We start from the raw sequence: 26,120 nt of genomic DNA, 5'->3' as shown, positions 1-26,120 counted from the left end.
TCTTAGTTTGTTTAAACTTCTTTCGTATTTCTTACTTTGGTCTGGTACACCACATTTGGCTTTGTACCTACTGCTTCCAGTAAGTGATACATTCTTTTATCGTTTTTCTTCTCGAATACTAAACTATCGTGATCGTTAATATCTCCAAAAACAATTGCTCCAGACTCACATGCCGCAGAACAAGCAGTTTTGAATTCTCCGTCTTTGATTTGCCTACCTTCACGTTTTGCATCCAGAATTGTTTTTTGTGTCATTTGAATACACATAGAACATTTTTCCATTACTCCACGGGAACGAACCACAACATCCGGATTTAAGACCATTCGTCCAAGGTCGTTATTCATATTATAATCAAACTCATCATTTTCAGCATATAAGAACCAATTGAAACGACGTACTTTGTAGGGGCAGTTATTAGCACAGTAACGAGTACCTACACAGCGGTTATATGCCATATGGTTTTGACCCTGACGCCCGTGAGATGTTGCTGCAACAGGGCAAACTGTCTCACAAGGAGCATGATTACAATGCTGACACATTACGGGTTGGAAAGCTACTTGTGGATTTGCAGAGGCATTTTCCATGTCTCCATATTCAGATAAAGAACTACCTAATCCGGAAATTTCATCCTTTTTTGTAACGTCTTCAACAAACGATTCTTCACTGGAGTAGTATCGGTCAATACGCAACCAGTGCATATCGCGACTCATACGCATTTCTTCTTTACCTACTACAGGAACATTATTTTCCGCATGACAGGCAATTACACATGCACCACAACCGGTACAAGCATTTAGGTCTATAGATAAGTTAAAGTGATGCCCTATTGAACGATCAAATGAATCCCAAAGATCTGCATCCGGAGATGTCACAGGTATTTCCTGGTGATCTTTTGAGACCATTGGCACAGGATTCCATGTCTCAACATCTTTTGTATTAAATATTTCAAGGGAAGTTTCACGAATGATATCCCTTCCCATCATAGTATTATGTAACTGTACACATGCAAATTCATGAGTTCCGGCAACTTTTTCCAAAGTTACATTTTGTACTGCCGAAAAATTCTGGTACAACGCATATGCATTTACACCTGTTTGCATTTCTTCTTGAATAGCTGCTGTTTTTCCATAACCTAAGGCCAACCCAATAGAACCTTTGGCTTGTCCCGGCTGAATTAATACAGGAACATTTTCAACTACAACATCACCCATTTTTACATTTACATAGCTTCCGTTAAGGCCACCATTAGCGACATTAATATTTTCTAAGCTCATTTCTGCTGCATCAGAAGCAGATACTGTAATATAGTTGTCCCAGGACGTTCTGGTAATTGGATCCGGCATTTCCTGCAACCAGGGGTTGTTGGCTTGAGAACCATCTCCTAATGCAGTTTTTGTATATAATGTAAGTTCAAATTCACCATTTTGTATACTTGCTGAAAGTGCTCCATTAGCAGAATTGCTTTCCAAACTAACATTTCCTTCGGCAGAAGGAACTTCCTCCATTTCAACTTCGGTATCACTTACAAGAACACCATCGTGCAATGCCTGGTTCCATGATGTTCCACCTAGAACAGATGCCCAGGTTTCTTTAATATAATCGTAATAGTTTTTTGAATTTCCGGTCCATTTCAATAAACAGTCCTGAAACTGTCTTGTATTAAATAATGGACGAATTGTAGGCTGCATTAAGCTAAATGTGCCTTTCTTCATTTGAACATCACCCCAAGATTCTAGATAGTGAGGTGTAGCGGCAACCATTTGCGCTAAAGAAGCAGTAGCGTCTTGCTTCATAGAAAATGCAAGAGACATATCTAAATTCTTGTATGCTTCAGCAAAAGCAGCGCTGTTAGGAAAAGAATACACCGGATCAACACCTACAGTAATCAATCCTTTGACCGTTCCGGAAACTACATCATTCATTACACTCAAAACCTCAGCAGTATTACCCATACGAGTCATTCTGGGTTTTGCAGTATCTATCACTACACTTCCTTCATTACAGTCAAGTGCCATTTTTTGTGCAGTAACGTTTTGTAATCCGGTAATTACAACACCTTTATTCCCGGCTTTCTTTAATTGTGCTTTCGCATTGTTAACTGCTTTCGTAATATGCTCCGGTAATCCGGAAGCACTCCCGCCGGTTAAGGCCTTAAGTATTTCTAATTGTTGTGAAGGTGTAGCAGGAACTCTTTTATCCGCATTCGCTCCAGACAATGTCATATTTGCTTCAAACTGAATGTGACGTGACATTTTTCCGTTCTTTGGAACACGGCCTTGCGCGTATCCGGCATCATATCCTCCACCTTGCCAATCTCCCAGAAAATCTGCACCTACAGAAACAATTACATCAGCTTTAGAGAAATCATAATCTGCTAAGCCTCGTGTACCATATTTATCTTGAAATGCATCCAATGCTTCAGAAGAGGAGACCGTATCATAAACTACATGTCGTACATTAGGATATTTTGCTGTAAACTCTTTTATCAATTTTGAAGTAGATGGGCTGGCAAAGGTTTGTGTTAACAGGACAATATCCTTACCTGTCATTTCATTCATCTTTTGAGCTACTGCAGTATCAAATTCTTCCCAGGAAACTTCATTTCCATCTACAAGAGGAACAGGTAACCTGTTGCTATCGTATAAAGATAAGACCGATGCTTGCACACGTGCATTTACACCTCCCACTGAAGAAAGATCATTCCGCTCAATTTTAATAGGGCGTCCTTCACGTGTTTTTACCAAAACGTTGGCAAAATCGAAACCGTCAGCTATCGCAGAGGCATAATAATTTGCTACTCCCGGAACTATTTCGTCCGGAGCTACTACATAAGGAATAGATTTGATTACCGGACCTTCACAGGCAGCCAAGGAAGCGGCAGCAGTCGTAAATCCAACATATTTTAAGAAATCGCGACGTGTTGTTGAAGAAGCTTCTAAAGCTTCTTTGTCTCCAAGAAATTCGTCTGTAGGGATTTGCTCTACAAACTCATTTTGTTGTAGCGTCTCAACAATAGAGCTGTTTTCTTTTAGCTCTTCAACACTTTTCCAGTATTTCTTGTTTGATGCCATATTGTTACTTGTAATTTTCTTTTGTTTTTAATAGTGACACTTACCACATTCCAATCCTCCCATTTGAGCGATCGTTAATTTGTCAACTCCATATTTTTTTGAAAGTTCTTCATGAATTTTCGCATAGTATTCGTTTCCTTCAAGGTTTACGTTGGTCTCTCTGTGACAGTTAATACACCACCCCATGGTCAACGGTGAAAATTGCTCCAGAATTTCCATCTCTTCGACAGGTCCATGACATGTTTGACATTCAACCCCTGCAACAGTTACGTGTTGTGAGTGATTGAAATAAGCAAAATCCGGAAGATTGTGAACACGAACCCATTTCACAGGTTTTTCTTCACCGGTATAACTTTGAGTTTCCTCATCCCAGCCTACAGCTGCATATAGTTTCTGAATTTCCTTATTGTAATCAACTCCATATTCTTCTCCTTCTGCCAAAGTTTCCGGGGCAACTTCTCCAATGTTTTTATGACAATTCATACAAACATTCAAAGAAGGTATTCCTGAAGTTTTACTTTTCCTTGCCGAACTATGGCAATATTTACAGTCTATTTGATTATCTCCTGCATGTATTCTGTGAGAATAATGGATAGGTTGTACCGGCGCGTACCCCTCATCAACACCTATCTGCATCATCCAGCCGTAAGCAAAATAACCGGCAGCCAATAATAAGAATATGCTTGTCACTAAAACCAGGAACTGGTTTTGAACAAATGCTTTCCAGATTGGAATTCTTTTTTCTCCTTCTGCATATTCAACACCATTGGCCTCTGCAATTCTCTTGAGTGTATTTGTTACCAGGAATAACATTACTACCAATAGTAAGAATACCAAAGCCAGCGCTCCTAAAATAATGTCATTTGAAACACCACTGCTATCTCCACCACCTCCGGCTACAGGAGTTTCAGCTACAACGGGTTCCGGTTTTGGTTGACTTGTATAAGCCAGAATATTGTCTATGTCGGTATCGGACAATGCCGGGAAAGCGGTCATCACCGAGTTATTGTTTTCAGCAAAAATCTTTACAGCAATTGGGTCTCCGGCCTTTACTAATTCCTGGCTATTCTTTATCCATTTGTATAGCCATTCCTTATCATATTTTTGAGCTACGCCTCTTAGAGCAGGGCCAGTCGCTTTTTTGTCCAACTTGTGACAAGCGGCACAATTTGCTTTATACAATGCTTCTCCGGCAGTAACGTCAACACTTTCGTCTTGTGCATAAATAGTAGTTGAAAAAGTTAGCAAACAAGCTAACAAAAGAAGTGACAATTGAGAGGGTAGATTTCGGTAATTCACCTTTTTCATACTAATGGTTAAATTATTGTCAATAGTTTGGCACATATTTGGTTACCATTTTGTTGGTTACTTGTGTAAAAAATGTACCATAAATAACGGCACAAAAGTACGGTTTAAAGTCGATTTTCGAAATGCAAATAAAGTGTTAAGGTTAATTTATATTTATTCTAAATAATATTTTTGCAGTTCCAAAAGTTATTATAGTTTACATTTGCACAAAAGAAGGCAAAACATGAAGTTTCAATATATATTTAAACTATTAATTTTCAGTATTTTAATTACAATTTCCACTGGATGCGTCTTTGCACAACAGGCAACAGTTACTGTGCAGCAAGATGCGAAAATCCCACAGTTATTGGAGTTAAAAAAGTCTCTTGAAAAGGATAATAAATTATCCGATGGATATACGATACAGTTGTATTATGGAGAATTAAGCCGGGCTAATTCTATTATCAGAAAATACCGGAATTCTTACGGAGCCTGGGCAGCATCTATTGAATATGAAACACCAAATTATAAGGTATGGGCCGGGAACTTTGTATCTCGTATTGAAGCTGATCGTGCCTTAATAGAAATACAACGTAATTTTCCTTCGGCCTTTATCTTAAAGCCGGAACGAAGGAAGTAACTTAAAAAATACACCACAAAAAAAGGCGACTCGAATGAGTCGCCTTTTTTCTTTAAGTATCTACTCTTATTTTAATTTTTTCTTGACAGCTACTTCCTGAAAGGCTTCAATAATATCCCCTTCTTTGATGTCGTTGTAGTTCTTCACCTGGATACCACAATCGTATCCTTTTGCTACCTCTTTTACATCATCCTTAAATCGTTTTAAGGATTCCAGTTCACCTGTAAACACAACTACTCCTTCCCGTATCAATCGGATACCTGAATTTCTGAAAATCTTTCCGCTCATTACCATACAACCTGCAATGGTTCCGATCTTTGAAATCTTGAAGGTTTCACGAATTTCTGCAGTTCCGGTAATTTCTTCTTTCATTTCCGGAGACAACATTCCTTCCATCGCATCTTTCAGATCATTGATAGCGTCGTATATAATGGAATAGGTACGGATGTCGATCTCTTCTTTATCTGCAATCTGGCGTGCATTCCCCATTGGGCGTACGTTAAATCCTATAATGATCGCATCGGAAGCAGAAGCTAACAATACATCACTTTCAGTAACGGGCCCGACAGCCTTATGAATAATATTTACCTGAATTTCTTCAGTGGATAGTTTCTGGAATGAATCTGTTAACGCTTCTACCGAACCGTCCACATCACCTTTCAAGATAATATTCAACTCTTTAAAATCACCCAAGGCGATACGTCTTCCAATTTCATCCAGAGTAATATGTCGTTGTGTACGTACGGATTGCTCACGCTGTAACTGTGTACGTTTTGTAGCAATAGCTTTTGCTTCACGCTCATCTTCAAACACATTGAACTTATCTCCAGCCTGTGGTGCTCCGTCCAATCCTAAGATAGATACCGGCGTTGAAGGTCCAGCCTCTTTAATATTTTTTCCTCGTTCGTCATGCATTGCCTTTACCTTACCACTATTCTGGCCGGCCAACACATAATCTCCTATTCTCAATGTTCCTCCCTGTACCAGAATAGTAGATACATAGCCTCTTCCTTTATCGAGAAATGCTTCTACCACTGTACCGTATGCTTGTCTATTTGGGTTTGCTTTCAGTTCTAATAATTCGGCTTCCAACAATACTTTTTCCAATAATTCTGTTACGCCTTCTCCTGTTTTGGCCGAAATATCGTGCGATTGTATTTTACCTCCCCAATCTTCTACCAACAGGTTCATACCGGCAAGGCCTTCTTTGATCTTTTCAGGATTTGCGGTGGGTTTGTCAATTTTATTAATTGCGAACACAATAGGAACACCTGCTGCCTGAGCATGGCTTATAGCTTCTTTGGTTTGCGGCATTATATCATCATCTGCTGCCACTACAATAATAGCCAGGTCGGTTACCTGAGCTCCTCTTGCACGCATTGCCGTAAACGCTTCGTGACCAGGTGTGTCTAAGAAAGCTATTTTCTGGCCATTCTCCAACTGCACCCCATAGGCTCCAATATGTTGTGTAATTCCTCCGGATTCTCCGGCAATAACATTTTCTTCTCTTATATAGTCAAGTAAAGATGTTTTTCCGTGATCTACATGCCCCATTACAGTTACAATTGGTGCTCTTGCTGATAGATCTTCCGGCGCATCTTCTTCTTCCTGTACCGCCTCTTCTATATCTGCAGTCACAAATTCTACTTCGTATCCAAATTCGTCAGCAACAATGGAAAGTGTTTCTGCATCCAAACGCTGGTTCATGGTTACCATCATTCCCAAAGACATACAGGCAGAGATTACTTCGGTTACAGGAACACTCATCATGGTAGCCACTTCACTTACGGTAACAAATTCTGTTACTTTCAATAGTTTGCTGTCCGCTTCCTGTTGTGCCAGTTCATCTTCTGTTTTTTGGCGGTGAATATCTCTCTTTTCTCTTCGGTATTTTGCTCCTTTACCTTTGGACGATTTTCCTTGTAGTTTTTCTAAGGTCTCTCGCACTTGCTTTTGTACTTCTTCCTCGCTTGGCTCTTCTTTAGGCACATTTGAGCGACCTCCTTTACGGCCTCCACCTCTGTTGTCTCTAAAGTTTCCATTTTTTGGAGCTTCTTTACTTATACGGCGTCTTCTGCTCTTCTTTTCGGCAGAGGATTTGTCTTCCTTCTTTTCAACTTTTTTCTTTTCCGGTTTTTTAAACTGGGTAAGATCAATTTTTTTACCTGTAAAATTTGGCCCGTCTAATTTTTTGTAGTTGGTCTCAACTATTTTGGATTCTTTTGGAGCTTCCTCTTCCACTACCGGAGTCTCTTCCTTAGCTTCTTTTTTAGATTCTTTTTTAGGTTCTTCTTTTGGTACCCTTTCTTTTTTTGTTTTGGCTACGGGCTCTTCAACTTTAGCAGAAGTCTTCTTTGGTTTTTCTATTGTTTCTTTTGCTACAGGCTTTTCATCTTCTTTTTCAGCTTTCGCTTCACTCTTTGGCTTATCTCCTTCAAGGTCGATCTTTCCTATTTGCTTAGGACCATCTAATTTAACTTCGGCTTTAATAACTCTGGAAGCTTGCTTTTTCTCTTTTTCATCTATTTCACGCTCCCGAGCCAAACGCAGCTCTTCTTTTTCTTTACGCTTTTCTTCCCCAACTTCTTTTGAAGCTACCTTTTTGCTTTTGTCTGTTTGAAATTCTTCAAACAGTATTTGGTATTCTTCATCAGATATCTTAGTTGTTGGACGAGCCTCCACCTCGTGTCCTTTGGAACTTAAAAATTCCACGGCACGATCCAATGAGATATTGAATTCGCGTAATACTTTATTAAGCCTTATCGTTTTTACTTCAGCCATAAAAATGCTTTCTCCTGTTTATTCTCTATATAATATATAAAAGTAGTTAAACTTTCAACTACTCTTCAAATTCTTCTTTCAATATATTAATTACTTCCTGAATTGTTTCTTCTTCAAGGTCAATTCGTTTTACCAAATCTTTCATATCATGCTCCAATACACTCTTAGCAGTATCAAGCCCTATTTTATGGAATTCATCAATAATCCAAGCTTCAATTTCATCGGAGAATTCCCTCAATTCCACATCTTCTTCCGCTCCTTCTCTAAGCACATCTATTTCGTAGCCGGTTAGTTGTCCTGCTAAACGGATGTTGTGTCCTCCACGCCCAATGGCTTTAGAAACTTCTTCCGGTTTTAAGATCACTTCTGCTCTTTTAGTTTCTTCATTTATCTTTATAGAAGTGACTCTCGCAGGGCTTAAAGCACGTGTAATGAATAACTGAAGGTTATTGGTGTAATTAATAACATCTATATTTTCATTACCCAATTCACGAACGATCCCATGAATACGAGATCCTTTCATACCAACACAGGCACCCACCGGGTCAATTCGGTCATCATAAGAATCTACAGCTACTTTCGCTTTTTCTCCAGGGATACGTACTACTTTCTTAACAGTTATCAAGCCGTCAAAAACTTCAGGTATTTCCTGCTCAAATAGTTTCTCCAGGAACAACGGGTTTGCCCGCGACATTAATATTGTGGGTTTGTTACCTTTCAATTCCACACTTTCAATGATTCCTCTTACGTTGTCTCCTTTTCTGAAAAAATCTGAAGGGATTTGTTTATCTTTTGGAAGAATGATCTCATTTCCTTCATCATCCAATAAAATAACTGCGCGGTGACGAATGTGGTGTACCTCAGCCGTATAGATTTCACCTTCCAATTCCTTGAATTGCTTATAGATATTAGTATTGTCGTGCTCGTGTATCTTAGAAATTAAATTTTGTCGCAATGCTAAAATAGAGCGGCGTCCTAAGTCTATTAGTTTTACTTCTTCAGACACATCTTCACCAATTTCGAAATCGGGCTCGATCTTACGGGCTTCTGATAATGAAATTTCTTCGTTCTCATCTTCTACTTCGCCATCTGCAACAACAATACGGTTTCTCCAAATTTCCAAATCTCCTTTGTCCGGATTGATAATAATATCAAAATTATCATCGCTTCCATATTTCTTTTTTAAAGCGTTTCTAAAAACGTCTTCCAGTATCGCCATGAGCGTTACTCTGTCTATCAGTTTATCGTCTTTAAATTCTGAAAAAGAATCGATTAACGCTAAATTTTCCATATCATGCTTTAATTAAATGTTATCATCACTTTTGCATTGGCAATAGCTGCATAAGGCAGTACTGCTTCTTTTTCTACTGTTACTTTTCCTTTCCCAACAGGTTTAGGTTCACGTGCCTTCCACTGCAAAGTGATTTTTTCATCATCTGCAATTGCAAGTTGTCCCTCTACGAGATCCCCTGTTTTCGTTTTAACTTTTAGCTTTCTCCCCAGGTTTTTTTTGTATTGCCTGGGAATTTCCAAAGGCTCGGATAGACCTGCAGACATTACTTCCAGTGAAAAATCTTGTTCTTCTCTGTCGAGATTGTGTTCAATTTCACGACTTACAGTGATACAATCTTCCACAGTTACTCCATTATCACCATCCAGAATCACTCTAATTTGATTTGCTTCAGAAATACTTAAATCGATCAAAAAAAGTGATTTGTTTTTTTCTAGAGCCTGTTCCAAAAGTTTTGTTACTTTTCCCCGCATCATTTTAAGCTATAAAAAGAGGGGACTTTTTTGTCCCCTCAGCTAGTTAAGTATCAAATTCGCTGCAAATATACTATAATTTTTAATATTAAAAAAGCGAGGTGCTCACGTTTTATTTTTGTACTTTAATACTAACAAATCAAGCAAAATAAACAACCCTATGAAACGAATTTTAGTCCCTACAGATTTCTCTCCGCAAGCAGAAAATGCATTAAAAGTTGCCGTTCAATTATCGATGAAACACGATAGTGAAATCTACTTGATACATTCTCTGGAAATGCCATTACATTTAGCCAGATCAGGCGGTTCAGGAAGCTTGCCGGAATCTCTTTATTTTATAAAATTAGCAGAAAAGAATTTTGAGGAACTTTTTAAACAACCTTACTTAGAAGGAATTAAAATCAGGGAAGCTATTGGCCACGCAGAGATTTATGAAGATATCAGTGAAGCTGTGGGAAAAAATGATGTCGATCTTATAATAATGGGTTCTCACGGCTCCAGTGGTTTTAAAGAAATGTTTATTGGAAGCAATACCGAAAAAGTTGTACGTACCTCTAAAATTCCCGTCTTAGTTATAAAAAATGAACATTCCGATTTTAAAATTGATGACTTCGTTTTTGCAACAGATTTTTCTGATGAATGCCGTGAAAGTTTTAAAGATGCTCAAAAGTTTGCTGAAGCGACCGATGCTAAATTGCATCTGCTCTTTATAAATACTCCAAACGATTTTAAAACAAGTGCCGAAGCTAAAAAAATAATGACAAGCTTTGTTACTGGAACCGGTGTTGAAAATTATACTCTTAATATCTATAACGATACTTCCGTAGAGAAGGGAATTCTCAATTTCGCAAAAGATTCCAACGCACAGCTTATTGGTATGAGTACTCATGGCCGTAAAGGACTATCTCACTTTTTTAACGGAAGTATTAGTGAAGACCTGGTGAATCACGCTAACATGCCTGTAATTACCTTTAAGATCCGATGATTCGGTTTGTATGTCTTTACATAATGGTTATACTTATGGGTTGTGGCGGCTCTACCAAAAAAACACCAAAAAAGGATATTATCAGTGATTCTGCAAAGGAAGAACTTGAAAAAGAAATAAAAGAAGAGCTTTTAGCTGATGAACCTTCAATGCCTATAGGGGCAGTTTCTGCAAACTTTATAACTAACGAAGTTCCTTTCTATGCTGTTGTAGATAAAATAGATTACAACAAAAGACTTACTTTAATCGCTTTTGAAGATAATATCATTCCCAAGATTCAAATCCCGGAAAGTTATGGCGCTACTTTATCGAGTTTACGTTTTGATGAATTTGATCGGGACCTGCTTTTAGTAACCGCAAAAATCAAAGACACAAGTTTTAACAAGTACTACTTATACGTATATAGAGATACTGCCTGGCATTCTGTTACTAATGGTTTTGCCATTCATAAAAGTCACGTAACAGATACACTAACGCCCATAAAAGTTGACCCTGCAAACCCAAACAATATGTTTCGGTATTATTCGGTATTCGATCTGGATAAATCCAGTGAGTTGGGCTATACCTGGCGTTTACTTAGTGAAAGTATTCCAATAGAAAACAGATAATTAAGAAAAATACTCCGTGTAATCCATTAGCATTGTTTTAAAAGCACGCTCTCCATGAGTTCCAAGATTTTTATTTGAAAGCCCCAGATCTTCCCGCATTTCCATGAGGACTTTAGACAGCTTTGCATAATGTGTTTTTGGATTCATAGTGTCTTTTCCTAATAAGAGAGAGAAGTTATACTGTCTGTATTCTCCCATAGCGTTTATTACATCTGGAGAGGCATACAGCATATATTTTTTGTAAAAGGAGAACATGGCATCATTAACAGCTTTAAAATCTTGCTTTTCCGGTTCACTTTGAGAATGAAGGTCGTCAATGATAATATCCACAAACTGCTGATATACCTTGCGTCGTTCTATATTAACTTCGTTTTGCAATTCTTTTCTTTTTTCAATGATATGGCGGGCATAATACCCAATACCTGCTGTAAGTACCGAAAAAAACACAGTAAACCATTCGAGTGTCATAACAATCTTATTAAGATGAAACAATAACGTTTTGGGAAGTTATATAAAGATAATAAAATTTACAAAATGCTGATTATCAATTAAAAGCTAATTCCTCACCCTATAGATAAGTTTGTCCATCTTTAAATGAAGAACTTCAATATTTAGAAAACTTTATGATTTTATTTTGTAAGCTTCTTCAAAACCTTTTGACTTAGCCTCCATTAAAAAATGATAAAATGAACCGTACTATTTTTTTATTTGTAAGTCTGTTAATATTCTCCATTTATAATGCTTTTTCGCAATCTACAGATTCTTTTTTTGCTGAAGCAGATACATTTTTTAAAACCTATGTTTCCAATGGAAGGGTAGATTATAAAGCAATTAAAGATGAGCCCGAAGCATTAAATAATTTATTGCTAGTAGCTAAGGAAATGAATGTATCACCTTCAAATGCAGCCTACTACCAGGCATTTTGGATCAATGCTTATAATCTTGCTGTCATTAAAGGGATCGTTGATAACTATCCCACGAAATCTCCGCTTAATATCAAAGGGTTTTTTGATAAAACAAATTATAGTTTAGGAGGCAAGCAAACTACCTTGAACGACCTCGAAAATAAATTATTGAGAGCGGTATATCCTAAAGAAGCCCGTTTTCATTTTGTATTGGTCTGTGCCGGACTTGGATGCCCTCCAATTATAAATGAAGCATATAAGCCTTCTAACTTAGAACAACAGTTGTCACAACAAACTACGCTTGCACTTAATAATCCCGACTTTATAAAAGTAAAAGGAAAGAAAGTGCAATTGTCCAAAATTTTTGAATGGTACAAAGTAGATTTCATCCATTACGGAAATGAGATAGAATATATAAATAAGTTCCGAAAGGACCCTATTCCGGTTGATGCGAAAATTTCTTATTACGACTACGACTGGAATTTAAACACTAAATAATTTCAATAGAATTAATAATTGCCTTCCGGGCCTAAACCTGATACTATTTTCAGATTTTAGGCAAAGAAAGCACAAACCAAAAAAAATGAAAATGATGAAGAAAGTATTTTTTATAATTTTGTTATGCCTTGTTTTTTCAACAGGAATGGCGCAGGAAGAAGAGAAACAAGGTTCAGTAATACAAACTTTGACTCCCTCCAAGTTAATTGCTAAAGGACAGTTTGATATTAAATGGTTCAATAACTTATACACTCAAACCGAAAGTACTTTTAGCGATGGTCCTGAACCTCGCCAGACTTTTTTTACTTCTACTTTAGAAGGTTATACAGGGGTGGGCGATACGAAGAGAATAAACTTAGGATTGATCCTGGAACTTCGCAGCAATGTGATTGAAGACAGAGGTGCTCTTGATGTCTTCTCTTTTGACGGAGAAAGAGGAACAGCCCGAAGTGGATTTACTTCAGTAGCTCCATCGGTAAAGGTTGTGCCTTTTGCATCGGCAAGTAATTTTTCTATTCAGAGTTCTTTCTTTATCCCTTTGGCAGATAATGAAGTAGAAGATGGAGTTTTTCTGGATCAAAACGGATTTACATGGCAAAACCGTTTCTTCTACGATCATACATTTCCTGGAGATGATTGGCAAATATTTGCCGAATTAAATTCTGAGCTAAATTTTGGAGATAAAGAAAAAAGCTTTGCTAATAATAGTCTTAATTTAACTCCCGGAGTTTTCTTAAGTTATTTTCCATCTTCAAAATTTACAATATTAGCACTTGCACAACATTCCCAGAGGATTGATCTGGGCAATGAGTTCGAACAAGATTTTACAGCTGTGGGCGGAGGCGCGAAATATCAATTAACGGACGCTCTCAATTTAGAAGCCCTTTACACTAACTTTGTAAGAGGGAATAATACAGGATTGGGTGAAACCTTTAATATAGGATTACGCGCGGTTTTCTAGAATGAAATCTTTAAAAGTTCATATATTGAATACTGTTGAATAAATTTATCTACATCATTATATTTCTTTTTTGCTGGTCAGGCTTAGCCCAGACAGTTGATGAAATAGTGATTCAGGGAAATAAGAAAACCAAGGAGCGCTTCATAAAAAAACTCTCAAAATTAAGGACAGGAGCTATACTGGATTCTACTTTAATAGAGGCAGATATAATACGTTTAAAACGACTTCCCGGTATTGCTCATGCTTATTACCAGGTGTTTCCCAATGAAAATGGAAATTACAAAATAGTGTATGGAGTAGAAGAGAATTTTACCATTATTCCTTCTGCTAATGTATTTACCACTAATGATGATGAATTTGCTTATAGGTTGGGACTTTATGAGTTCAATGGCCTGGGACAAGGGATCGTCTTTGGAGGTGTTTTTCAAAGAGACGTTTATAATTCCTACGGAATTAATTTTAGAGCTCCTTATCTTTTCAGCAATAAAACTGGAATTGCTCTTAATCATAATAATCTAACTACTCTTGAACCGGTTTTTTTTAATAATACTACTGCTGACTATAAGTATAATAATACATCTTTTGAAATTTTAGGACTATACGAGTTCAACTTTAATCACCGAATAGAATTAGGGATCAATTATTTTGTAGAAGATTATGAATACAAAAGCGGTGCTACAGACCCTGATGTTCCCCAACAACTGGAAGTTCACAAAATACTCTACAAGCTCTTCTATGAATATAATAAGGTTGATAACTATTATCAGTATCTGGATGGTTTCAAAAGTAGTTTTAACTTCCAATACGTAACCAGTACAGATGCTATTATAGAGGAGTTTTTAATAGGTTTTAACGATTTCATCTATTATAAAAGGGTTGGAAAAAAAGGGAACTGGGCCAATAGGCTTCGCCTTGGTATTGCTACTAATAATGATTCTCCGTTTGCACCGTTCGCTGTAGACAATAACCTAAATATTCGTGGCGTAGGAAATACAATTGACAGAGGCACAGCAGCTATTGTTCTTAATACTGAATACAGACATACTTTATTTGAAAAAAATTGGTTTGTCCTGCAGGGAAATACCTTTATAGATGCAGGAAGCTGGCGTAACCCTGGAGGTGATTTTGGGGATTTCAGTGATACGCAAAACTTAAGGATCTACCCAGGAATTGGATTACGTTTTATACACAAACGCATATTCAATACAGTATTTAGAATCGATTACGGCTATGGTATTACACAAGATGCCACCAATGGTTTTGTTTTTGGAATTGGGCAGTATTTTTAAAAAGAAAACCCTCAGAGCATATAAACTCTAAGGGTTTAGAAGTTGGCCACTCCGCCCGAACGACTGACATTGTTCAGTCGGGCAGATAGGGCTCGTAGCCAAAGGTTTTTCCTAATTAAAGAATGAGATATTACACTCTAGTAAGACGTTCCTATTTAGTTGAGCTTTGAAAAAATTGAAAAAATGAAACTATATACCATAATTATTTTTGTCCTCCTTCTTATTCTCAAGTATACTTATTAGTCAAACCCCTACCAATGATCCACACTGGGAGATTGTATGGCAGGATAATTTTAGTACTCTTAACACAAATTTATGGGAAGTTCAAAACCATTTTGATCATTAAGGAGGAGAACCATAGAGTGTATACCAGTAGAACCGATAATGTTTTGTTTTTAACACCATATATCGAAAATAGTTATTTGGAATGTTTTAATTTAATAATAACCATTTCGTAATACTTAAACACATAAAAAAAATATACTCACACCTATTTAACACCTATAATTTTACTTCCATTGATTGATTTGACTCTACATTTGTTTTAAACTAATTTTTAACAAGAAGTATTATGAAAAATGTAATGGTACTATTAGCGTTAGCAACAGTATTAATAACAAATGGTCAAAATGAAATATATGTTATTAACAGTGCTAACCAGCTAAAAACTGTTGATCCAGACAACAACTTTTCTAGTAATAATTTATTCACTATACAATCTGCAGGACAAGTAAATGATTTAGCATTTGGCCCGGATGGAACTCTTTATGCTGTATTAGATTTTGGAACAAACAGTTCAATCAATATAATAAATCTTCTAACAGAAGAAATTACAGAAATTTTTAGCTTACCAACTGGAAGCAGATATACCGATTTGGTGTGTGATTCAGAGAATAAACTTTACTTAACAAGGTTTTCAGATCGCGAACTGTATTCTTATAATGTATTAACCCAGGAATTTTTACTCCTGAATACTAATATATCTACACCCGGTGATCTTACATTCTTTAAGGGTAACCTTCTTTGTCCGAGCACATTTCCAGGAGGAGAATTCATCAAAGCATATGATTTTAGTGAATTAACTAATATTGGTTGTCAGCCAACAAGGTTGTATGGCTTTACAAATTTATTTATTGATTGTGATGAAAATAACGTATATGGATTTGACGAAAATTCATTGGTTTATAAATATGATATAGAAAATGCATCATATAATATAGTTGCAGATTTATCAAATCTTGGTGCTATTTTCGGTGCTGCAACACAAAGTGAGTATCTGGCCTCATCTTGTACTTTAGAAAATATTGATCTCATTGATTCCTGTGATCCACTTTCAGTAAACGATAACAATATCTTAGGTGTATCCTTTTTCCCTAATCCTGTTATTGATTTGTTAAAAGTTAAATCCAATAAAAACATAGAAAATATGAGGGTAGAAATTTATAGCATTAATGGTTTTAAAGTTGATAGCCATAGCTTATCACGCAAACACAATTATGAAATTAATTTAAGTCATCTATCATCAGGCATCTATTTCCTAAAGTTTAATATTGCAAATGGAAAGACTGTGTTCTGCCAAAAAATCATAAAACAGTAACAAGTTTCTTTACGCCCAAAAAGAACTAACTGGCATAATGTGGAACACAGTTTTAATTCTAATCAATCTTCATAGGTATATAATACTTCATGTTTCGTAATAAGGCTTAAATATGCTCATGTAGCTATTATCTTCTGGTTGTCAGTAAAAAATAGTTTTTCTTAGGAAAGTTGGGACAAACTAAAAGATTTTCCATCAATCTATAATATAAAAGAAACTCCTAGTTGCTCACTTTCATAAAACTTTAAATTAGTTTCTATCTTTTTAAATACATTTAGTTAGTCTCTCATGAATTGATTCATGAGAGATTTTAGGTTGTTATACATCAATAGAAAATTATAGAGACAAAAACCCAGAGTTATTATTCATATACTCTATATATTACTATATTTATGTACATTAATAATTTATTGAATGAGATATTTAATTACCTTTTTAGTTTTTGTCTTTTATAATACTTGCTTATGCCAAATTGTATCTGTTGAAGAAAATCAAAAAGATAGTTTGGTGCTTCGTGATTATTTAGAGTTGTCAAGAGACAGTGAATTAAAAAACCCTCTAAGGTCATTACATTATCTAGAAAAATTGCAAAAGTTCAGCGAACTCAATAATTACAGCAATGGGCTTGTAATTGCAAAAATAGAAAAGAGTTATATCTATTATAGACAACGAAAATATGATAAAGCTTTTTTACAACTTAATGAAATAAATAAAAAATCCTTAAATACAGTTGATTTTAAAAATAGAGGTGGTTTTTATACTCTAAAAGGCCTTTTGTTTCAGGCAAAAGAAATACCTGACAGCTCTTTACACTACTTAAAAAGAGCACTTGAAATATACAATGAAGGAGATTATAAGGAAGGTAAGATTGCTTTATTGGTAAATATAGGAATATCACTATATCAAGAAAACCTTAAAGAAGAAGCATTAAAAAACTTCGAAAATGCATTACGATTGTCAGAAAAGTTAAATACTCGATACATGCTTCCTGCAATTTTGAATAATTATTCTGTATTACTTTCAGAAACCGGGCAAATTGAAAAAGCCGAAAATATATTTATTAGTTTGGTTAACAATCCTGAGTTAAATAACGATCCCGTTATGAAAGAAGAAATTCTTTCTAACTATGCAAATTTTAAAAAGAATACAGGCGAACTTGATGAATCTTTGAAGTTTTATGATCAAGTCATTAACTATTCTATTAAGGAAAAACTTCCCATTTCTCCAGGAAATTATATTGGAAAAGGAGAAGTATACTTAGAACTAAATAAGCCTGAAAAGGCATTAGATAACTATAGAAATGCAATTTCGTTAAATCCATTCTATACAAACAAGAAATTAGCCTATCAAGGAATGGCTAATGCATTCTTACATCTTCAAAAAAGTGATAGTGCAGTATATTATTGGAATAAATTAAATGAACTTATAGATAATCAAGAGAAAGAAAATGCAGGGAAGGCATTAGCCGAACTGCAAAATACAATAAGTGATTACAGGAAAGATATAGATATCGAACTGCTTCAAAAAGATAATATATTACTGGAAAAACAGAACACGATCAAAAAATTTATTATTGCAATATGTATAGTGTTAATAATACTAATTGTTGGATTTTTGTACTTTCTTAAAAAGCAGAAAAAGCAAAAGGAACTTTTTAATAAAAAAGAAATTGAGTTGAAAGAAAAAAGTTTACTAAACTTCACGCTTAAGGTTATTCAAAAAAATGAACTACTCAACAAACTTGAAGAAAATATTATAAACTTCGAGTACGTAGATGCCAATAGTCTTAAAGAACTGAAGAAAAAAATTAAGCGTGGTATAAATTATTCTATGAATAATGATAAGGATTGGGAACAATTTGAGCTTTATTTCAACGATTTATACAGTGGATTTTATGATAGACTTACACAAAAATCTCCAAATTTAACCGAAAATGATTTAAGAATTTGTTCGCTTGTTAAACTAAGGCTCACAATTAAAGAAATAAGCAATCTACTTTACCTTTCTACTGAAACTATTAAATCGGCACGTTATCGTATACGAAAGAAGCTAAAACTCTCTAAGGAAGAAAATCTTGCTACTTATTTAAATAATGTTTAGCATTGACCTAAAACGGCATACTACCTTTTTACAACAGACATCACACTTACTTCACACCATACAGGTGATCATCGCCTAAAAGTCAATAGTATATTTAACCATTGGAAAACACCGTATCCTGCTAAGAATATTGTTCTTATACAATTAAGTTGGATTAATTCTAAATCTTAAAATATATATGAAAAGCTTTACCTCTTTCTTTTTTGTGCTATTGGCAATTGTTAGTGTGAGTCAGAATAAAATTTCTGATGCGAGAATAACTACTTCAATTCTAAATATGCTAAAAAATAACATAGCTGAAGAAATAAAACCTGCTACTTCAACGAAGCTAAAAACAGCAACTCATAATTCAACTTTTTTGCTCCCAAAAACATTTAATAGCACACTCAAGAGTCTTGCTGATTTTATACCTATAGCAGGTTCTACTCAAACTTTTACGCCCTCGGTTGGAGATTTTTTCTTTGATCCTGGAGGACCTGGTGGTACAGCATTTGTTGACAATAATGCTCCTGGAAACTATCCCAATTGTAATTGTATTACCACCACTACACTTGAAGGTGTTACCGAAATTGAGTTCAAAGATTTTTTTGTATTTACCTTTGATTGGCTTAAAATTTATGATGGAAATGTCACAAGTGGCATTATTCTATACGACAATTCGAATGGAGGTTTAAATGATGGTGACATAAGTTTTTCAGATTTGATTTCTTCAAATGGATCCTCTGTATTTACAGGTATTTCAGGGAATATAACTTTTGAATTTAATGCATCCTTTGTCAATACTGGTTTAGGATGGGAAGTAGAGATACTTGATACTGCTACTGGTGGTGGATTCCCAGAACCGTATTGTGGTCCATTAGATTTCCTTGGTGCTGTTGAACCAATTTCATTGGTTAATGTGGCAGATATAGATAACGTTAGTGATACGACATTAAATGGTAGTCCTGCTCACGAAGATTTTACTTTGATTGTAGGAAATGTAGAGCAAGGTATTGATTATCAAATTACGTTACAGGGAAATACTGCCGGGAATTTTACGAATCGCTTCGCAGTTTTTGTTGACTGGAATCAAAACGAACTTTTGGATGATCCCGGAGAGGTCTATGAAATTACAGAAACTATCACAAATTCTACCGGAACAGATGGTCAAGAAGCAACGGGAACTATAAATGTTCCTATAAATGCCTTAGAAGGAGCTACTCGAATGCGCATTAAAAAGATTTTTGGAACAACAGACATACTAGACCCTTGTATTGGAGCAGGGTTTGGGCAAGTCGAAGATTATACCCTGAATGTAACCCTATCAACAGGTGGACCTGCAGCATGTAGTCAAAGCCAGGTAAGTAACTCATTTCAAGATGGACAATTTATAGACGAAGCAGGAGGAGTATTAGTTGCCAACGATATTCTGGTAGAGTCAGAAGTTACTTTTACTATTGATACACTATTGGTAAATATGTTTTCGCAAGGAGGAATAGAAGATATAGATATAACAATATATAATGACAATGCAGGGCTACCAGGCACCGAATTAACTTCTATCCAAGCTCTAGCTCCTGTTTCTCAACTCATTATTGGTAGTAATTTTGGTTTTGATGTACACGAATGTACATTTGATCTTTCTGCATTCCCTATTTCCTTGGAAGGAGGTACAACAGGAGCTACGTATTGGTTACAGATTGTAGCCCGTCCACTAACTTCAGGTACTATAATAGGTTGGGAAACAACAACACTTTCCCCAATTGGGTTACCGTATGCATTAGATGGAGGTGCAGGAGTTTGGAGCCAAGGTAGTGCAGATGGTGTTTTTACCGTTTTTGGAGAATGTGAACTTATACTCGATAATGATCTATGTGAAAATGCAACGACCATAGGTTGTGAACAAACATTGACAGGAAATACGCTAGATGGCAATACAGACACAAATAATGACGGTTCTGCCGATGAGTGGTTTTCATTTACCGGAGATGGTACCCCTCAAGCTGTAACAGTTTCGCTTTGTAGTTCAGATTATGATACAATTGTCACCGTATACGATAATTGTAATTTAACAAATATCGTGGCCAGTAATGATGATTTCTGCGGGCAACAATCTGAAATTACTTTTTTATCAGATGGTGCAACTATGTATTTGATTGCTGTTGATGGTTTTAATGGAGGAGCGGGAGGGTTCGAAATTGCAATTTCGTGTAATGAACCTTTAGTTAATGATAATTGTGATGGGGCACTTCCAATAGACTGTAATGAAAAAGTCACTGGAAGCACATTATTTGCTACTTCGGAATTGAACAGTATTTCCACTTGCTTAAACGAAGAACCTACCATTGGTGTATGGTACGTATACGAAGATAATACCGGGTTGATTACAAATATTAACTTATCCACATGTATTTCGGGGACGGATTTTGATACTAAAATATCAGTTTATAAAGGGACCTGTGGTGCTTTAGAGTGTGTAGCCTCTAACGATGATAATATAAATTGTATGGACGGAAAATCAGAACTTGATTTTCAAAGTGATGGAGATACTACATTTTATATATTAATACATGGTTCTGAAGAAGATAGAGGACAATTTGAACTACAAATGTCATGTGCTCCGTTACCACCACCAAATGATCTTATAGCTAATTCTATTGATGTGGATGTAATAGGTTTTCCATATACTGATTCTAATGTTGCCATGCCTTATGCTACTCTGGAAAATGGCAACCCTATTGGATGCAATATCGATGGTGCGAATGGTGTTTGGTATAACTTTACTACGGAAGTTGATGGAACAGTCATTGCGACTATTACAAATCCGCTTGGAGATAGTTCAGTTACTTTTTTTACAGCACCTAACGAAAATGCGGTAGAAGATGAATTATCTATGGTAATTCAAAGTGGAAATCAATGTATGTCAAGTTCTTCAGCAACTATCAGCACTACAGGAGGTCAACCATATTATATTTTTATACTCAATACTGAAGGGATAACAGACATTCAAATTGACAGCTCTACCTTAGGGGTAGTAGATAGTAATTTCCAAAGATTTGAGTATTATCCTAATCCAATGAATAATGAACTTAACCTTCATGCTTATAATAAAACAATAGATCGCATATACCTATATAATTTGTTAGGACAGGAAATACTTTACGAAGAGGTAAATTCTGAATCGATGATAATAGACACCTCACAAATTTCTACAGGATCTTATTTTCTGAAAGTAATTATCAATGAGGAATTTAAATTCTACAAATTATTGAAAAACTAGTTTTCATAAATGAAATTAGATTTAGTAAGTTAATGCAGAAAGGAGCGGTGGTAAATAACCGCTCCTTCTATAAATTTAATATGATATTTCTAGTATTTTCTTAGCAGGTGCCACCAAACTACCACCCCAATAAACAAACATAAACCATCAAAATTTTATACTTTCAATTTCAGACTAACACTTAATACAATACTCATGAAAAATCAAATTTTTTGCATAGTCGCTTCACTTGCACTAACTATTTCAGGATTTTCAAGCCCTAATCATACTAATGGCAAATATCAGCAGCATTTGGGTTATAATGCAGAACTACTTGTTAATTACACACCCACTGCAGGTGCCACAGAAACTTTTTCACCTGCAATAGGTGATTACTTTTTCGACCCCGGGGGTCCGGGAGGAGGAGGAGTGTCAGGAAATCCAACTCAAGGTGATTACCCAAATTGTTCTTGTGTAACCACAACCACTTTGGATAGAGTAACTTCAATTGAATTTAAAGATTTATATGTATTTAATTATGATTGGTTAAAGATTTATGATGGTGCAAATACCAATGGAGACATATTGTATGATAATTCTGAAGGAGGCCCTAACGAAGGAGATAAAACATTGGCCGACTTTATTATTTCTAATGGTTCTGCAATAGTCAATGGAGAATCCGGAGCGTTAACCTTTGAATTCAATGCGACATTCATAAATACAGCATTAGGTTGGGAAATAGAGATACTTGAATTAGCTGCACTGAATGTTATAGATTTTTCTCAACCAAATGTTGTAAAATTTTACCCAAATCCAACGTTGGATAAAGCTTATATAAATTCTAATTCACCTATAAAAAGAATAGAAATCTATAATCTTTTGGGGAAATTGGTCAGGAATAATGAGTTTAAAGATGGTGTTGTAACAGTGGTTCTTGATGTTCAATTGCTTAAGTCGGGTATTTATTTATTGAAGTTTTATACACAAGAAACAGAAGAGATTTACAAAATAATCAAACTATGATAAATAGTTTAATTATAAAAGTTCTCTACTATGAAAAGTAACAAATTATTGAATTTGGACATAAAATGTTAATTACGATTCTTACAAAGTAAAGAAGAAATATGTTAATTGAGACTTGAATAATTATTTGAGAATTCTGATTTCGGAACAATTAAAATCCTTCGAAATTATTTTAGGCATAACACTTAAATTTTAAAAAAATGAAAAAGATACTGCTCTTATTAACTCTAGGATTAACACAACTTTTGTACGCACAAGATGAAATATTCGTAGTAACATCTACGAATGCTATAAAGTCAATCAACTTACAAACATTAGATGCAACTAATATAGTAACCGTTCAAACAACAGGTTTCATTTTAGATATCGCGCTTTCCCCTTCTGGCGATCTATACGGAATCTTATCGACCGGAAACGCTTACAGTATAAATCAAATAGATTTGCAAACAGGAGCTCTTACTGAGTTGGCATTTCTCCCTCAAAATCCCATTTTCGGATTTACAGGATTGGTTTGTGATGATGAAAATAGGCTTTTCACTGCGCCAAATACTTCTACAGGAGGCAGGTATCGTTATGATATAGATTTAGACTTACTCGAATTCGAAGAGGAAGGTGTGTTTGATACCCCTGGAGATTATACGTATTTGAAAGGAAATTTAATTTGGTCAAATTTTGCCGGTCAATTTATCAAGTCTTTCGACGGAAACGAAATAAAAAACATAGGATGCCCCGTTCTAAACCTATATTCATTTGTCAATGTTTTTGAAAATTGTGATTCTAATAGAATACTAGGGATTGATAATCTTGACATGCTATATGAATTTGATTTTGAAAACAATGATTTTACTACTATTGGGGATTTATCATCTGTCGGGGAAATTTTTGGAGCAGCATCTTTTACCGAGTATATGGCTGCTGCTTGTGAAGTACAATCAATAAACAATGGGGTGAATAAAAACTGTGAATTATCTACTACCGATTTCAATCCCTTCAACATTTCTTTATATCCAAATCCCGTAGGGAGATACCTTAACCTTTCAACTAGTAAAAACATAGATGAGTACGGTTATACAATCTTTGACATGAATGGAAAAGAAGTTTTAAATGGCTCACTCAACAATAATCAAATTAATCTTACAAAACTTATTTCGAGTGTATACTTTATAAAGTTATTCAGTAAAAATGATAAGCTTGTTCTTTTTGAGAGGATAATAAAGATTTAACAGTAAATATTAAAAAAAATGATTGCGAAACAATACATAAGTCTAGTTTTATTACTAATCACGACAACTTTTTTGAGCGCACAAGAAGGGTTCTATATTTCAACATCTACAAACACTATAAAAAAGATAGAAACTGATTTCTCAATTACCAATGTTGTTTCTGTTAATACAGCAGGGCAAATTTTGGATATCGCTTTTTCTGCATCAGGTAGTTTGTATGCGTTAATAGATTTCAATGGGGGACAAATATTTACCGTAAACGAGGTCGATCTTCAGACTGGTTCGACCACAGAGGTGTTTATACTCCCCGTTACAAGTGCCGCTAATGGCTATCCCGGACTAGTATGTGATGCTGACAATAATTTATATTTTGCCACAAGGCTATCAGGAGATTTGTATACTTATAATTTAGATACTGCTGAAATTGAACAAATAGCTCCAGGACTTAACTTTAACTCTCCTGGTGATTATACCTTTTTCAAAGGTAATTTTGTTTGGCCAAACTTTAATGGAAAGTATATTAAAGCATACGATGGGGAAGAGATAAAAAATGTGAGTTGTGCAACTTTAAACCTATTTTCATTTGTAAATGTTTTTGAAGATTGCGATACCAACAAGCTTTACGGAATTGATAATAACAGTATTGTATTTGAATTTGATATCACAACAAATGAGTTTGTTCAAGTAGCAGACCTTTCGGCAGCAGGAGTAATTTTTGGAGCAGCATCGTTTACCGAATATATGGCTGCTGCTTGTGAAGTACAATCAATAAACAATGGAGTTACTAAAAACTGTGAATTATCCATCACTGACTATAATCCTTATCAAATAGCAATATATCCAAATCCGGTTCTTGAAAACTTATATCTATCAACTAGTAAAAACATAGATGAGTGCGATTATACAGTCTTTGACATGAGTGGAAAAGAAGTTTTAAATGGCTCACTCACCAATAATCAAATTAATCTAACAAAACTTATTTCGGGTATATACTCTATAAAGTTGTTTAGTAGAAATGGAAACCTTGTTTTTTTCAAGAGAACAATAAAAAGATAAAAACTATATTCCGGCTCTCTTTAGTATTATTTTTGATAACAGTCACAATAGAAGAACTAACATTAAGACTACATACAGACTATGAAAAAAGCCATTTGTATTTTTATTATAGCTTTGACCTTTTCAAGTATCGGATACTCACAAGAAAGTGAAAAGCTATTTACTATGATTTATTCTAAAGGAAAGGAATGGAATGAAAAAATATCAACTTCTGAACAAGCCTATTTTAAAGAACACACTCTTCATCTTCAAAATTTAAGAAAGCAAGACAAAATTATTATAGGTGGCAGGTATTCAGATTTAGGTTTTATGATTTTAAAAGCCAATAATATGAAAGAAGCTGAGTTGATCATACAAAAAGACTCATCAGTTATAAAGGGTACATTCAAGGTAGAATTATTTGAATTTAAGCCTTTTTACAATGGATGTATTGGAGATCAAAAACAGGAATAGAAATTCAAATACTCTTTTATACATGGTTAGTGATATAAAAAAAATCGAAAAACAATTTATTGCTATAAAAGATGAACAGAAAAGGATAGATTGTTTTCGTTTACTTGAACTTATGCAAGAAATCACAGGAGAAACCCCAACACTTTGGAGAGGAAATATGATAGGTTTTGGAAAATATCAATATGAATACGAAAGTGGTCGTAAAGGAGAATGGTTTTTGACAGGGTTTTGTCCTAGAAAACAAAATCTGGTAGTTTATATAGTCGCAGGATTTAAAAATTATGAAACTATTTTAAGCAATTTAGGAACTTATGAAACAGGTTCTTCCTGTCTTTATCTTGAAAACTTGAATGATATCAATATCCAAAAATTGAGCGACCTAATTAGAGAATCAGTAAAGCATATGAAGGAAAAACACAACATTTAAAGAAACCTATGAAGCCAACAGGATACTCGGGAAGACTATTAGCAAAGAAATTAGGATTAAAAGATGGTTTTTTAATTCAGGTTTTTAATTCCAAAGAATGATTGTTATTCAAAAAAAGAAAGTACATTTGTAACTGTATTAAGAAATAAATGAAATTTATAAAATTACATCATTACCATTCTCATATTTGCCTTCAGGCGAAGTGATAATGGTA

The 26,120-nt window shown here is 35.1% G+C and carries 20 protein-coding genes; 14 read left to right on the top strand and 6 right to left on the bottom strand.

The window, feature by feature from the left end:
* Nucleotides 1–11 precede the first annotated feature (11 nt).
* Together ACY2RT_RS09485 and ACY2RT_RS09480 are read right to left on the bottom strand one after the other, a co-directional pair.
* Complete coding sequence (locus ACY2RT_RS09485) at nt 12–3,071, bottom strand: TAT-variant-translocated molybdopterin oxidoreductase (RefSeq protein ID WP_490155672.1); 3,060 nt, start codon at nt 3,069–3,071, stop codon at nt 12–14.
* A gap of 27 nt (nt 3,072–3,098) precedes the next feature.
* Nucleotides 3,099–4,379, bottom strand: coding sequence for a c-type cytochrome (locus ACY2RT_RS09480; protein WP_490155777.1), 1,281 nt, complete (start codon nt 4,377–4,379; stop codon nt 3,099–3,101).
* A 223-nt stretch (nt 4,380–4,602) separates the two neighbouring features.
* Between ACY2RT_RS09480 and ACY2RT_RS09475 the strand changes: the two genes are divergently transcribed.
* Nucleotides 4,603–4,998, top strand: coding sequence for an SPOR domain-containing protein (locus tag ACY2RT_RS09475; RefSeq protein WP_490155671.1), 396 nt, complete (start codon nt 4,603–4,605; stop codon nt 4,996–4,998).
* 66 nt (nt 4,999–5,064) lie between these two features.
* Here the strand turns inward: ACY2RT_RS09475 and infB are convergent, their stop codons facing one another.
* The 3 genes from infB to rimP are packed head-to-tail and all read right to left on the bottom strand — an operon-like array spanning nt 5,065 to nt 9,546.
* Nucleotides 5,065–7,779: a translation initiation factor IF-2 gene (gene infB, locus ACY2RT_RS09470; protein ID WP_490155670.1), complete on the bottom strand. Its 2,715-nt coding sequence runs from the start codon at nt 7,777–7,779 to the stop codon at nt 5,065–5,067.
* Nucleotides 7,780–7,837: 58 nt separating this feature from the next.
* Complete coding sequence (gene nusA, locus ACY2RT_RS09465; protein ID WP_490155669.1) at nt 7,838–9,070, bottom strand: transcription termination factor NusA; 1,233 nt, start codon at nt 9,068–9,070, stop codon at nt 7,838–7,840.
* An 8-nt stretch (nt 9,071–9,078) separates the two neighbouring features.
* Nucleotides 9,079–9,546 (bottom strand): ribosome assembly cofactor RimP, encoded by a 468-nt coding sequence (rimP, locus tag ACY2RT_RS09460; protein WP_490155668.1) that lies wholly within the window; start codon nt 9,544–9,546, stop codon nt 9,079–9,081.
* Between the two features lie 157 nt (nt 9,547–9,703).
* Between rimP and ACY2RT_RS09455 the strand changes: the two genes are divergently transcribed.
* Nucleotides 9,704–10,528, top strand: coding sequence for a universal stress protein (locus ACY2RT_RS09455; protein ID WP_490155667.1), 825 nt, complete (start codon nt 9,704–9,706; stop codon nt 10,526–10,528).
* Between the two features lie 23 nt (nt 10,529–10,551).
* Nucleotides 10,552–11,136 (top strand): hypothetical protein, encoded by a 585-nt coding sequence (locus ACY2RT_RS09450; RefSeq protein ID WP_490155666.1) that lies wholly within the window; start codon nt 10,552–10,554, stop codon nt 11,134–11,136.
* Here the strand turns inward: ACY2RT_RS09450 and ACY2RT_RS09445 are convergent, their stop codons facing one another.
* Nucleotides 11,137–11,604: a hypothetical protein gene (locus ACY2RT_RS09445; protein ID WP_490155665.1), complete on the bottom strand. Its 468-nt coding sequence runs from the start codon at nt 11,602–11,604 to the stop codon at nt 11,137–11,139. It abuts the gene before it with no gap.
* 218 nt (nt 11,605–11,822) lie between these two features.
* Between ACY2RT_RS09445 and ACY2RT_RS09440 the strand changes: the two genes are divergently transcribed.
* The 11 genes from ACY2RT_RS09440 (at nt 11,823) to ACY2RT_RS09390 (ending at nt 25,906) form a co-directional block, all read left to right on the top strand.
* Nucleotides 11,823–12,539: a DUF547 domain-containing protein gene (locus tag ACY2RT_RS09440; protein ID WP_490155664.1), complete on the top strand. Its 717-nt coding sequence runs from the start codon at nt 11,823–11,825 to the stop codon at nt 12,537–12,539.
* A 94-nt stretch (nt 12,540–12,633) separates the two neighbouring features.
* Nucleotides 12,634–13,500 carry a hypothetical protein gene (locus ACY2RT_RS09435; RefSeq protein WP_490155663.1) on the top strand — a complete coding sequence of 289 codons (867 nt, stop codon included), beginning with the start codon at nt 12,634–12,636 and terminating at the stop codon, nt 13,498–13,500.
* Nucleotides 13,501–13,535: 35 nt separating this feature from the next.
* Nucleotides 13,536–14,789: a POTRA domain-containing protein gene (locus ACY2RT_RS09430; protein WP_490155662.1), complete on the top strand. Its 1,254-nt coding sequence runs from the start codon at nt 13,536–13,538 to the stop codon at nt 14,787–14,789.
* A gap of 571 nt (nt 14,790–15,360) precedes the next feature.
* Nucleotides 15,361–16,386: a T9SS type A sorting domain-containing protein gene (locus ACY2RT_RS09425; RefSeq protein ID WP_490155661.1), complete on the top strand. Its 1,026-nt coding sequence runs from the start codon at nt 15,361–15,363 to the stop codon at nt 16,384–16,386.
* 414 nt (nt 16,387–16,800) lie between these two features.
* Nucleotides 16,801–18,486, top strand: a complete 1,686-nt coding sequence (locus tag ACY2RT_RS09420) for a hypothetical protein (protein WP_490155660.1) — start codon at nt 16,801–16,803, stop codon at nt 18,484–18,486.
* Nucleotides 18,487–18,664: 178 nt separating this feature from the next.
* Entirely contained in the window at nt 18,665–21,745 is a 3,081-nt protein-coding gene (locus tag ACY2RT_RS09415; RefSeq protein ID WP_490155659.1) for a GEVED domain-containing protein, read from the top strand.
* A gap of 195 nt (nt 21,746–21,940) precedes the next feature.
* The gene (locus tag ACY2RT_RS09410) at nt 21,941–22,747 is read left to right on the top strand and encodes a T9SS type A sorting domain-containing protein (protein ID WP_490155658.1); all 807 of its coding nucleotides are present in this window, start codon (nt 21,941–21,943) and stop codon (nt 22,745–22,747) included.
* Nucleotides 22,748–22,947: 200 nt separating this feature from the next.
* A complete protein-coding gene (locus ACY2RT_RS09405; RefSeq protein WP_490155657.1) occupies nt 22,948–23,970 on the top strand; it encodes a T9SS type A sorting domain-containing protein in 1,023 nt (340 codons plus the stop codon).
* 72 nt (nt 23,971–24,042) lie between these two features.
* Nucleotides 24,043–25,026 (top strand): T9SS type A sorting domain-containing protein, encoded by a 984-nt coding sequence (locus ACY2RT_RS09400; RefSeq protein WP_490155656.1) that lies wholly within the window; start codon nt 24,043–24,045, stop codon nt 25,024–25,026.
* 81 nt (nt 25,027–25,107) lie between these two features.
* A complete protein-coding gene (locus tag ACY2RT_RS09395; RefSeq protein WP_490155655.1) occupies nt 25,108–25,479 on the top strand; it encodes a YciI family protein in 372 nt (123 codons plus the stop codon).
* Complete coding sequence (locus tag ACY2RT_RS09390; protein WP_490155654.1) at nt 25,448–25,906, top strand: DUF1801 domain-containing protein; 459 nt, start codon at nt 25,448–25,450, stop codon at nt 25,904–25,906. The genes ACY2RT_RS09395 and ACY2RT_RS09390 overlap by 32 nt, the downstream gene beginning before the upstream one ends.
* Nucleotides 25,907–26,120: the final 214 nt, after the last annotated feature.

The sequence above is a fragment of the Ulvibacter sp. 2210JD10-4 genome (assembly GCF_058148525.1).
The sequence above is the reverse complement of the archived record's forward strand: the minus strand, read 5'-3'. Positions and strand labels throughout refer to the sequence as shown.